The sequence below is a fragment of the Streptomyces sp. SID14515 genome, assembly GCF_010548505.1.
Lineage (GTDB): Bacteria > Actinomycetota > Actinomycetes > Streptomycetales > Streptomycetaceae > Streptomyces > Streptomyces caviscabies.
In genome coordinates, this window is the sequence record NZ_JAAGMH010000065.1 from 32,238 (window position 1) to 45,824 (window position 13,587).

1 protein-coding gene (cut by a window edge) is annotated in these 13,587 nt (G+C 75.3%); it reads left to right on the forward strand.

What is annotated here, in order from left to right:
- A protein-coding gene (locus tag G3I54_RS11675) for a non-ribosomal peptide synthase/polyketide synthase (RefSeq protein WP_164613775.1) crosses the window boundary here: on the forward strand, positions 1-13,587 show its 5' portion. Its footprint extends 4,086 nt past the window's final position; only the first 13,587 of its 17,673 coding nucleotides appear in the window; its start codon is at positions 1-3; its stop codon lies off the right edge, out of view.

Below are 13,587 nucleotides of genomic sequence, written 5' to 3' on the forward strand. Positions count from 1 at the left end.
ATGAGTACCCACCGCGAACGCCTGCCGCTGACCGAGGCCCAGCTCGGTCTCTGGTCCGCGCAGCGACTCGACCCGGCGAACCCCGTGTATCTCACCGCGGAGTACGTCGAGTTGACCGGACCGCTGGACGAGCGGGCGTTCACGGCGGCCGTGACCCGGGCCGTCGGCGAGGCCGACGGGCTCTCCGTACGCTTCACCGCCGACGGCGACGACGTCCACCAGGAGACCGGCGTGCTCCTTCCGGCCGACCCCGACGTCCTTGACCTGCGCACCGCCGACGACCCGCACACCGCCGCCCTGGCCTGGATGGAGGAGGAGCGCTCCACCCCGGTCGACATCGAGCGCGGCCCGCTCCACCGGCACGCGCTGCTGCGCACCGGCGACGAGCGATGGCTCTGGTACCACCGCTGCCACCACATCCTGCTCGACGCCTACGGCTACGCCCGCCTCGCCGAACGCGTCGCCGAGCTCTACGGCCACGCGTGCGCGGGCACCGAAGCCCCCGCGGCCTCGTTCGGCTCGCTCCGCGACGCCGTCGAGGAGGACCGGCGCTACACCGGATCCGAACAGCACACCCTCGACGCCCGGTTCTGGCACGAGCTGCTGGCCGACCGGCCGCACCCGCCGACCCCGGCCCGCACCGCACCCGCCCGTGTCGCCCCTCGCTCCCTGCGCAGCCGCCTCACCCTCGGAGCCGAGGACGCCGAACGGCTCGCCGCGTTCGCCCAGCGGTCCCGCGCCACCTGGCCGGAGGCGGTGACCGCCGCGTGGGCGCTGTATCTGACCCGGCTCACCGCCGCACCCGAGGCCGTCATCGGGCTGCCCGTCAGCAACCGCACGGGCAGCGTCCTCGCCCGCACCCCCGTCACCGCCGTCAACGTCGTCCCGCTCCGCGTCACCGTCGACGAACGCGAACCGGTCGGCGACCTCCTGCGCCGCATCACCCGCACCCTGCGCCGACAGCGCCGCCACCAGCGCTACCGGGGCGAGCAACTCCGCCGCGACCTCCAGCTGTTCGGGCACGGCAGACGGCTCGTCGGCCCCCAGCTGAACATCAAGCCGTTCACCACCGAACTCGCCTTCGGAGACTGCGCGGGCGCGGTCCACTCACTGGCCGCCGGAGCCGTCGAGGACCTCAACGTCACGGTGAACGGACGGGGCGCACCGGACACCGGCCTCACCGGACTCGACCTCGTCCTGGACGGCAACCCCGACCTGTACGGAGCCGAGGAGCTTGACGCCCACCTCCACCGCTTCGCCACCCTCCTGGACCGGCTCTCCCGCGCGGAGCCCGACCTCCCGGCAGCCCGCGTCGGACTCCTCGGCGAGGCCGAACACCGGCGCGTCCTGGAAGAGTTCAACACCCCCGCCGACAAGGACGCCGAAGCCGCCCCGGCCCCCGGCCTCGCCGAGGGCTTCGCCGCGCAGGTCCGCCGCACCCCGCACGCGGTGGCCCTCCGCCACGGCGACGCCCACCTCACCTACGCGGAGCTGGCGGACCGGGCCGACCGTCTGGCAGCGGCCCTCCGGGCCCGGGGCGCGGGCCGGGGCAGCCTGATCGCCGTCGCCCTGCCCCGGAGCGAGGCGCTCCTGGTCGCGCTGCTGGCCGTGGCGTCGGCGGGAGCCGCGTACGTACCGCTGGACCCGCGCTACCCGGCCGACCGGCTCCGGCACATGCTGACGGACAGCCGGCCCCTCCTGCTGGTCACCGACCGGGACCACCCCTGGGGCGCGGACCTGCCGCTGCTCACGGTCGCCCCGGACGGGACGGTCCCGGGCGGAACCGTCCCGGGCGCGGAGGCGGACGTGACCCCGGGAGCCGAGGCCGCCGGTCCGGTGCCGTCGGCGGAGGCCGGCCCGGGAGACCCGGCCTATGTCATCCACACCTCCGGCTCCACCGGCCGCCCCAAGGGCGTCGTGGTGCCCCGGCAGGCACTCGCCAACCTCCTGGCCGCCATGGGCCGGCTGCTCGACCTGTCCGGCGAGGACCGCCTGCTCGCGGTCACCACCGTCTCCTTCGACATCGCCGCCCTCGAACTCTTCGTCCCGCTCCTCGCCGGGGCCACCGTGGTGCTCGCGGCCGACGACGAGGTCCGCGACCCCTTCGCGCTCGCCGCGCTCATCCGGTCGAGCGCACCCACCGTGATGCAGGCCACCCCCTCGCTCTGGCGCGTCCTCGCCGACGCCGCCCCGGACGCCCTCGGCGGCCTGCGGGCGCTCAGCGGGGGAGAGCCGCTGCCCGCCGATCTGGCGGACATCCTGACCCGGCACGCGAACGGACTCGTCAACCTCTACGGGCCCACCGAGACCACCGTCTGGTCCACCGCGGCCGTCCTCGGCCGCGGCACCCCGCCGCACATCGGCCGGCCCGTGCGCCGCACCCGCGCCTACGTCCTGGACCGCACCCTCGCCCCCGCACCCGTCGGCGTGACCGGCGAACTGCACCTCGCGGGCGACGGGGTCGCCGACGGCTACCTCGGCCGCCCCGCACTGACCGCCGAACGCTTCGTCGCCGACCCCCACGGAACACCCGGCGGCCGGATGTACCGGACCGGCGACCTGGCCCGGTTCCGCGACGACGGCACCTTGGAGGTGCTGGGGCGCGCCGACCACCAGGTCAAGATCCGCGGCCACCGCGTGGAGCCCGGCGAGATCGAGGCCGCCCTGCTGGCGCACCCCTCGGTCGCGGAGGCCGCCGTCACCGCCGTCCCCACCCCGGGCGGCGACCTGACGCTCGCCGCGTACTGCGTTCTCGTACGGACGGGGCACGAGTCCGCTCGTACGGAGAAGGAGGCCGCCGCCGAGGTCGGGGCAGGCGGCGACGGCTCCTGGGCCGAACCGCTGCGCGCCGCGCTCGCCGAGCAGCTCCCCGAGCACCTGGTGCCCGGCCACTTCGTGGCGCTGGACCGGCTGCCGCTGACGCCGAACGGCAAGACCGACCGGGCGGCGCTGCCCGCCGTCGGGCCCACCGCCCGCCCCGCGGCCGGGCGTGCCCCGCGCTCCGGGGCGGAGTCGCTGCTGTGCGAGCTGTTCGCCGAGGTGCTGGGCCGGAGCGGCGCGGCGCCCGACGACGACTTCTTCCTCCTCGGCGGCCACTCGCTGTCCGCCGCCCGCCTGGTGACCGCGCTGCGCTCCCGTACCGGGGCCGAACTGCCCGTACGCGTCGTCTTCGACCACCCCACCCCGGCCCGGCTGGCCGCCGTCCTGGAAAAGGCCGAGGCCTCCCGGCGTACGGCCGGGGCAGTGCCTCCGCTGGTCCGGCGGCCCCGGCCCGAGCGGCCGCCGCTCTCCTTCGGGCAGCGGCGGCTGTGGTTCCTCGCCCGCAGCCAGGGCGAGGACGGCTCGTACAACATCCCGCTCGCCCTCGATATCACGGGCCGGCTCGACCCGGCCGCGCTGCGCCGTGCGCTCGCCGATGTCGCCGCCCGCCACGAGATCCTGCGCACCGTGCTGCCCGTCCATGACGAAGAGGCCTGGCAGCATGTGCTGGACCCCGCGTCGGCGGAGCCGGAACTCGGCGAAGTCACTTTGCCCGGGGCGGACTTGGCGGACCGCATCGTGGCGGAGGCGGCGAAGCCTTTCGCCGTGGAGCGCGAAACGCCCTTGCGCGCCGTGCTGTTCACCACGGCGACCGAGGCCGAGCCCGAGCCCGAGGGCGGTGAACCGCGAGGGGCCGTGCCCGAGGGCGGTGAGCCCGTCCGGCAGACCCTGCTGCTCGTCCTGCACCACATCGCCGCCGACGAATGGTCCCTGCCGCCGCTCCTCGACGATCTCGCCGCCGCCTACGCCGCCCGCCTCTCCGGCGCCGCCCCCTTGCTGCCGCGCCTGCCCGTGGACCACGCCGACTTCACGCTCTGGCAGCAGGACGTCGTGGCCGCGAACGAGGACGCGGACGCGGACCACTGGCGCAACCGGCTGAGCGGAGCCCCCGAACAGCTCACCCTGCCCTGGGCCCGGCCCCGGCCCGCCCGGACCGGCGGCCCCGCTCGCACCCACGACTTCGCCCTCGATGCCGAACTGCACCAGCGCGTACGGGCGTTGGCCCGCCGCACCCGCACCACGACCTTCATGGTGCTGCACGCGGCGTTCGCCGCCACCCTCTCCCAACTCGGCTGCGGCGACGACCTGGTCATCGGCACCCCGGTCGCGGGCCGCGACGACGAGGCGCTCCGCGACAGCGTCGGCTTCTTCATCAACACCCTGCCGTTGCGCACCAGACTGCACGGCACACCCAGCTTCCTCGACCTGCTGGAGCGCACCAGGGACGACGACCTCGCGGCCCTCGCCCACCAGCGCCTCCCGCTGGAGCGCATCGTGGCCGAGGTCAACCCGCCCCGCCTGCCGGGCGTGAGCCCGCTGTTCCAGGTGCTGTTCGCCGTACGGGAGGAGTTCCCCGACCGGCCCGTGCTGCCCGGCCAGACCGGCCGGCCCCGTCTCGTGCCGACCGGTACCGCCAAGTTCGACCTCCAGTGCACCATCAGCGAGGACCCGGCGACCGGCGCGACCGGACAGCTCGAATACCGCACCGACCTCTGGGACGCCTCCGCCGCCGACCGCTTCGCCCGGGCGCTGCTGCACGTCCTCGACCAGGCCACCGCCGCCCCCGAGCGCCCCGTCGTCACCCTCGGAACGGTCCCCGGCACCCTTCTCGGCGCGGCGGTCGCGACGCCCGAGCCACACCCCGTCCCGGCCACCTCGCCGGCCGAGCTGTGCGCCGCCCAGGCCGCCCGCACCCCCGCCCGTACCGCCCTGGTCAGCGGGGCCGACGAGATCAGCTACGCGGAACTCGACGAGCGCTCCGCCCGGCTGGCCCGGCTGCTGGCCGAACGCGGGGCGGGCCCCGGCGTCCTCGTCGGCGTCAGCCTGCCCCGCAACGCCGACCTCCTGATCACCCTGCTCGCCGTCGGCCGGACCGGAGCCGCCTATCTCCCCGTCGACCCCGACTTCCCGGCGGACCGCATCCGGTTGCTGCTGGCCGACGCCGCACCGGCGCTCCTCGTCACCGACCGCGCCACCGCCCGCTCCCTCGGCACGGACCCGCGCATCGCCCTCCTCCTGGACGACCCCGCGACCGTGCGCGCCGCCGCCGACGCCGTACCGCTCGCGCCCCGGCCCGCCCACGGCGACGCACCCGCGTACGTCATTCACACCTCGGGCTCCACCGGCCGCCCCAAGGGCGTGGTCGTCACCCGGGCCGCCGTCGTCAACTTCCTGCTCTGCCTGGCCGACACCCTGCGCTTCCGCGGATCCGAACGGCTCCTCGCGGTCACCACCGTCGGCTTCGACATCGCCGTCCTGGAGCTGTTCCTGCCGTTGATCACCGGCGGTACGGTGGTCCTCGCCGACCGGGAACAGGTCCGCGACCCCGCCCTCCTCGCCGGGCTCATCGACTCCGCCCGCCCCACCGTCATGCAGGCCACCCCCTCCCTGTGGCGAGCCCTCCTGGACGCCCGGCCCGGCGCGGTCGACGGGCTGCTCGCCCTCGCCGGGGGAGAGGCCCTCGCCCCCGACCTCGCCCGGCGGCTCGTCGCCCACGGCGCGGAGCTCGTCAACCTCTACGGGCCCACCGAGACCACCATCTGGTCCACCTCCGGCGCCCTCGACGCGACGGCCGCCGAGGCCCCGCACATCGGCACCCCGCTGTGGAACACCCGCGCCCTGGTCCTCGGCCGGGGCCTGGTCCCGCTGCCCGCCGGAGTGACCGGTGAGCTGTATCTCGCGGGCGACGGACTGGCCCTCGGCTATCTGGGCCGCCCGGGACAGACCGCCGAACGCTTCACCGCCGAGCCCGGCGGCCCGCCCGGGGCCCGCATGTACCGCACCGGCGACCTCGCCCGGCTGCGCACCGACGGCACCCTGGAGATCGTCGGCCGCGCCGACCACCAGGTGAAGATCCGCGGCCACCGCATCGAACCCGGCGAGGTGGCCGCAGCCCTCCGCGCCCACCCGGAAGTCGAGGACGCGGCCGTCGTCGCCCACCAGGACCCGTCCGACCCGGCCCCCCGCCTGATCGCCCACCTCACCGGGCTCACCGGTACCCCCGAGACCCGGGCGGCCACCGCGGCCCGGGTCCGCGAGGAGCTGCGCACTGTGCTGCCCGGCCACCTCGTCCCGGACCTCTGCCTGCCGCTCGACGCCCTCCCGCTCACCCCGAACGGCAAGCTCGACCGCGCCGCCCTGCCCGCACCCCGGCCCACCGCCGCATCCGCCGGACGCGCCCCGGCCGGACAGCGCGAGGAACTGCTCGCCGCGCTCTTCGCCGATCTGCTCGGCCTCGAACACGTGGGCGCGGACGCCGACTTCTTCGCCCTCGGCGGCCACTCCCTGCTCGCCGCACGGCTGGCGGGCCGGGCCGCCGACGTGCTCGGCCACCCGCTGCCGGTCCGGCAGATCTTCGACACCCCGACCGTCGCCGCGCTCGCCGCCCACTCCACGCCTCCGGCCGCCCCGCTGCCCGCGCTCGAACCCGCCGTACACGAAGGGCCGTTGCCGCTCTCGCCCGCCCAGGCGCGGCTGTGGTTCCTGAGCCGGCTCCAGCCCGGCCCCGGCTACCACCTGCCCTTCGTCCTCACCCTCACCGGCGAGGTCGACCACGATGCCCTGACCGCCGCCGTCGGCGACCTCGCCGAACGGCACGCCGTGCTGCGCACCGTGTTCCCCGAGGCCGACGGGGCACCGGCCCAGCACATCCTGGACCGGCCCGCACCCGTTCGCGTACGGCCCGTTCAAAGCCCCGAAGAGGCAGAGGAGTTGCTCGCCGACCTCAGCGCCGAACCCTTCGACCTCGCCACCGAACCGCCCTTCCGCGTCACCGTACTCACCGAGCCGGACCGCACCACCGTCCTGCTGCTGATCCACCACATCGCCGCCGACGAATGGTCCGTCGACCCGCTGCTCACCGACCTGTCCGCCGCCTACCGGGCCCGGCTCGCCGGAGACGCCCCCGACCTGCCACCCCTCCTCGCCCACTACACCGACTACGCCCACTGGCAGCGCACCCTCCTGGACGGCGGCCACCTCCAGATCCAGGCGGACTTCTGGCGGCGCACGCTCCACGGCGCACCCGCCGCCCTCGACCTGCCCACCGACCGGCCCCGGCCCGAAACACCCACCGGACGCGGCGGGTTCGTCCCCTTCACCCTCCCCGACGAGGTCGCCTCCGGGCTGCGCTCGCTGGCCGCCGACGCCGGGGTAACGCCGTTCATGGTGACCCAGGCCGCGCTGTGCGCCCTGCTCGCCGGACTCGGGGCCGGGGACGACATCCCCCTCGGCGTCCCGACCGCCGGCCGGACCGATCGGCGTACGGAAGACCTGATCGGCTTCTTCGTCAACACGCTCGTCCTGCGCACCGACCTGTCCGGCGACCCGTCCTTCCGTGAACTCCTGGACCGGGTCAGGGCCGTGGACCTCGACGCCTTCGACCACGCCGACCTGCCCTTCGAACGGGTCGTGGAGGAGGCCAACCCCGAACGCGGCCCGGCCAACCCGCTGTTCCAGGTGATGCTGACCTACCAGAACCGCACCCCGGTCCCGTTCACCGCGCCCGGCGTCGACGCCGCGTTCACCCTGCGGGAGACGGACACCGCGAAGTTCGACCTCATCGTCGGGTTCACCGACCACCTCGCCGGCGGTGGCATCGACGGGGCGATCAACTACAGCGCCGACCTGTTCGACGCCACCACCGTCTGGACCCTCGCCGAGCGGCTGGTGACCCTCCTGGCCCGCGCGGTCGCCCACCCCGACACCCCGATCGGCTCCATCGGCCTCCTCACCGCGGGGGAGGAGGACACCGTCCTGCGCCGGTGGAACCCGACCGGCGACCACCGGGGCGGCCCGTCCGTCCTCGACCGCTTCGCCCGCGCCGCCGCCGAACACCCCGGAGCCCCCGCCCTCACCCACGAGGGCGACACCCTCACTTACGCCGAACTCGACGCCCGTACCAACGCGTTGGCCCGGCTGCTCATCTCGTACGGCATCGGCCCCGAGGACCGGGTCGCCCTGCTGCTGCCCCGCTCCACGGCCCTCGTCGAAGCGGTCCTCGCCGTCGCCAAGTCCGGGGCCGCCTACGTCCCCGTCGACCCCGCCCATCCGCAGGACCGCATCGCCTGGACCCTCCAGGACGCCGCCCCCGCCCTCGTCCTCACCGACACCGCGACCGTCTCCAGCACCCCCGTCACCTGCACCGCCCCCGTGCTCGTCCTCGACGAGGAACCGCACGCCGGGAGTTGGCGGCGACAGCCGCACGGACCGGTCACCGACGCCGAACGCACCACGCCGCACCACCAGGACAACGCCGCCTACCTCATCTACACCTCGGGCTCCACCGGCCGCCCCAAGGGCGTCGTCGTCACCGGCCGCAACCTCGCCCGCCTCTTCGACGCCACCGCCGAGGACGCCTTCGGCCCCGACGACGTCTGGACGCTCTTCCACAGCTACGCCTTCGACTTCTCCGTCTGGGAGATGTGGGGCGCCCTCCTCCACGGCGGCCGCCTCGTCGTCGTCCCGCACACCGTCACCCGGTCCCCGGACGATTTCCTGGCGCTGCTGCACCACGAGGGCGTCACCGTCCTCAACCAGACCCCGTCCGCCTGCTACCAGCTCACCGAAGCCCTCACCGCCCCCGGCTCGCCCGGCATCCCGCCCGCCCTGCGCCTCATCGTCCTCGGCGGCGAGGCCCTCGACCCCGCCCGCCTCGCCCCCTGGCTCCGGACCCCCGGCGCACCCCGGGTGGTCAACATGTACGGGATCACCGAGACCACCGTGCACGTCACCACCCACGACCTCGGCCCCGGCGCGCCCGTCCCGGGTGTGAGCCCCGTCGGCCGGGCCATCGACGACCTGCGGACCTACGTCCTGGACCGGCGGCTGCGGCCCGTGCCGCCCGGTGTGACCGGTGAGCTGTACGTCGCCGGGGCCGGCCTGGCCCGCGGCTACCGGGGCCGCCACCCGCTGACCGCCGAACGCTTCGTCGCCGACCCGTTCGGCGCGCCCGGAACCCGGATGTACCGCAGCGGCGACCTCGCCCGCTGGTCCGCCGACGGCATCCTCCACTACCTCGGCCGGGCCGACAGCCAGGTGTCGCTGCGCGGGTTCCGCATCGAGACCGCCGAGATCGAGACCGTGCTGTGCGACGCGGGCGGAGCACGCGCCGCCGCCGTCCTGCTGCGCGAGGACCTGCCCACCGGACCCGGCCTCGTCGCCTACACGACCGGCGGCGTCCCGGCCGCCGACCTGCGCGCCGCCTGCACGGCCCGACTGCCCGAATACATGGTGCCGACTGCGTTCGTCGGCCTGGACCGGCTGCCGCTGACCGCCAACGGCAAGCTCGACCGGGCCGCCCTGCCCCTCCCCGACGCCGCTTCGGACGGGCCGTCCACCGGACGCGCTCCCCGCACCGCGCAGGAACGCCTGATCGCCCGGCTCTACGGCGAGGTCCTCGGCCGCGACCCCGTCGCCGTGGACGAGGATTTCTTCGCCCTCGGCGGCCACTCCCTGCTGGTCACCCGCCTCGCCGGACGCGTCCGCGCCGAACTCGGCCTCGACGTCCCGGTCCGGGCCCTCTTCGAAGCCCCCACGGTCGCCGCGCTCGCGGCGCGCCTCACCGGACTCACCCGCACCCCGGACGCCCGCGTCCCCGCGCTCGCCCCGGCCGCTGAACGCTCCGACCGGCTCCCGCTGTCACCCGCCCAGGCCCGGCTGTGGTTCCTCCACCGGCTCGGCGGCTCCGCCGTCACCTACGCCGTGCCGCTGTTGCTGCGGCTGCACGGCCCCCTCGACGCGGACGCCCTCGGCCGCGCGCTCACCGCCCTCACCCGACGCCACGAGATCCTGCGCACCTGCTACCCCGAACACGAGGGGCGCCCGGTCCAGCAGGTGCTGCCCGAGGCCGCCCCCGTACCCCTGACGACCGCGCTCCTGGACGGCGAGAGCATCGAGGACGCGGCCCGGCGGCTCGCGGCCGAGCCCTTCGACCTGGCCGACCGGCCCCCGCTCCGCGCCCACCTGCTCACCGGCCCCGGCGACGAGCGGGCCCTGCTGCTCGTGGTCCACCACATCGCCTACGACGAGGCCTCCACCGGACCCCTCGTACGGGACCTCGCCCAGCTGTACGCCGCCGAACTCGACCCGGACCGTACGCCACCGGCCGCCCCCGCCCTCCAGTACGCCGACTACACCCTCTGGCACCGGAAGGCGACCGCCGCCCGGGAGGACGGGCTGCTGGCCTACTGGCGCACCGCACTCGCCGGAGCACCCCAGGAGATCGCCCTGCCCCTGGACCGGCCCCGGCCGGCGGAGGTGGACGAGCGCGGCGACTCCGTGGAGTTCACCCTCCCCGCCGACGCCCACCGGGCCGCGGTCCGGATCGCCCGCGAGGGCGGCGCGACCCTCTTCATGGTGCTCCAGTCCGCCCTCGCCGTACTCCTCACGGCACACGGGGCGGGCCACGACCTGCCGATCGGCACCACACTCAGCGGCCGCGGCGAACCCGCCCTGGAAGAGCTGCCGGGCCTGATCGCCAACACCGTCGTCCTGCGCACCGACACCTCCGGCAGCCCCACCTTCGCCGAACTCCTCGCCCGGGTCCGCGCGGTGGACCTCGACGCCTTCGACCACGGCGACCTGCCCTTCGAACGCCTCGTCGACGCCCTCGCCCCGGACCGCTCGCTCTCCCGCCACCCGCTCTTCCAGGTCGCCCTGATCCACCAGAACGCCCCCGACCGCACCCACCCCTTCGGCCCCGGCACCGCCGAGGCGGAACTCGTCGAGACCCGCGCCGCGAAGTTCGACCTGACGCTCGCCGTCGTCGAGGAACCCGGTACGGACGGGCTGCGCGCCGCCCTCAACTACCGCACGGCCCTCTTCGACCGCCCGACCGTCGAGGCCCTCGCCCGCCGGCTGACCGCCCTCCTCCAGCGGCTCTGCGCCCACCCCGACCTGCCCGTGGACCGGGTGCCCGTCCTGGACGAGGCCGAGACCGGGCAGGTGCTCGCCGCCTCCACCGGACCCCAGGCCGAGCTGCCCGGGCGCACCCTCATCGACCTGGTGCGCGAACAGGCCGCCCGCACCCCGGCCGCCGAAGCCCTGCGCGACGGCACCCGCAGCTGGAGCTACGGCGAGTTCGACACCGAGGCCGACCGGCTCGCCGGACTTCTCGCCGAACACGACGTCCGACGCGGCGACACCGTGGCCGTCGCCCTGCCGCGCTCCGCCGAACTCGTCCTCGCCGTCCACGCCGTCCAGCGCGCCGGGGCCGCCTACCTGCCGCTCGACCCGGACCTCCCGGCCGCCCGCATCAGGTCCCAACTCCAGGACGGGCAAGCGGTCCTGCTGCTCACCGACCCGGCCGTGCCGCTGCCCGAGGACGCTCTGGACGGCCTGCCGGTCCTCGACATCACCGCCGACGAGGTGCCCCGCTTCACCACCGTCCTCGACACGCCCCGCCCCGCCGACCCCGCCTACCTCCTCTTCACCTCCGGCTCCACCGGCCGCCCCAAGGGCGTCTCCGTGCCGCACAGCGCCGTCGCCAACCGGCTCCGCTGGGCCCAGGACGCCTACCAACTCACCGACGAGGACCGCGTCCTCCTCAAGACCCCGGCCACCTTCGACGTGTCCGTCTGGGAACTCTTCTGGCCGCTGCTCGCCGGGGCCACCCTCGTCACCGCCGGACCGGACGACCACCGCGACCCGGCCGCCCTCGCCCGGCTGCTGCGCGAACACCGCGTCACCACCGTCCACTTCGTGCCGTCGATGCTCACCGCCTTCACCGGCGTCGCCGCACCCGACGACTGCGCTTCGCTGCGCCGCGTCCTGGCCAGCGGCGAGACCCTGACCCCGGCGGCCGCCGACGGACTGCTGCGACTCGCCCCGCACACCGAGCTCCACAACCTCTACGGGCCGACCGAGGCCGCCGTCGACGTCACCGCCCACCCCGTCACCGCCGCCGATATCGCCGCGGGGCACATCCCGATCGGCCGCCCGGTTTGGAACACCACCGCCCTCGTACTGGACGAACGGCTGCGCCCGGCCCCGCCCGGCGCGGCGGGCGAGCTGTACCTCGCCGGAGCCCAACTGGCCCACGGCTACCACGGCCGCGCCGCCCTCACCGCGACCCGCTTCGTCGCCGACCCGTACGGCCCGCCCGGCAGCCGCCTCTACCGCACCGGCGACCTGGCCCGGCTGCGGGCCGACGGGCGACTGGAGCACCTCGGACGCGTCGACGACCAGATCAAGCTGCGCGGTCAGCGCGTCGAGCCCGGCGAGATCCGCGCCGCACTCGACGCCCACCCCGAGGTCGCCGGCTGCGCGGTGGTGGCCTACGAGGACACCGCCACCGGCGCCACCCACCTGATCGGCTACGTCGTTCCCCGAGTCGTTCCCCGCGTCGTTCCCCGAGTCGACTTCCATACGGAGGAAAGCGCCGCGCTGCCCACCGGTCTGGACGAACACCTCGCCGCCCGGCTGCCCGCCCACCTCGTCCCCACCGCCCTGATCCCGCTGCCCGCCCTGCCGGTCACCGCCAACGGCAAGCTCGACCGCGCCGCACTCCCGGCGCCCCGCCTCAGTTCACCGGAGACCCGCACCGCACCCCGGACGGACGAGGAGCTGCGGCTCGCCGCCCTCTTCGCGGAACTCCTGCGGGCCGAACACATCGGCGTCGACGACAGCTTCTTCGCCCTCGGCGGCGACAGCATCCTGTCCATCCAGCTCGTCGGCGCGGCCCGCAAGGCCGGACTCGTCTTCACCCCGCAGGACGTCTTCCGCCACCGCACCGTCAGCGGTCTGCTCGCCGTCGCCGAACGCGCCACCCCGGCGGCCGGGCCCTCCGCCCTGCCCGTCGCACCGGACGACGGCGCCCCCGGCCGGCTCACCCCACTCCAGGAAGGGCTGCTCTTCCTCTCCCAGTACGACGGCCCGGGGGCCACCGCCACCGGCGGCGAGCCGCTGGACGTCTACCACGTCCAGGTCGTCATCCGCCTCGCCGGAGACCTCGACAGCGAGCGCCTGCGCACCGCCCTGCGCACCGTCATCCATCGCCACGCGCCCCTGCGCACCGCGTTCACCGGCGACGAGGACGGCTGGACCCAGCGCGTGCACGCCGAAGCGGAACCGGACTTCGACGAACTCGACCTGCGCCGCCGCAAGCCGAAGGAGCAGGAACGGCGCGCCGTGCGGCGGGCCGACGACGACCGCCGCCGTCGCTTCGACCTGTCCGCCCCACCGCTGCTGCGCACCACGCTCGTCCGCCGCTCGGAGGCCTGCGAACTCGTCCTCACCGGACACCATCTGGTCCTCGACGGCTGGTCGTTGCCCCTCCTCGTCCGTGAACTCCTGCACGCCTACGCGGACATCGAGCTGCCCGCCCCGCCGGACTACCCGCGCCACCGCGCCTGGCTCGACGCCCAGGACGAGCAGGGCGCCGCCGAGGCCTGGCGCGAAGCGCTGGACGGTGTCACCGAGCCCACCCGACTCGTTCCCGACGACCCCGGCGAGCAGGAAATCCCCGACGAACACACGGTGTTGCTCGAACCCGAACTCACCGACCGGCTCGCGGCGTTCGCCCGGGAACGGGAACTGACCCTGAGCACC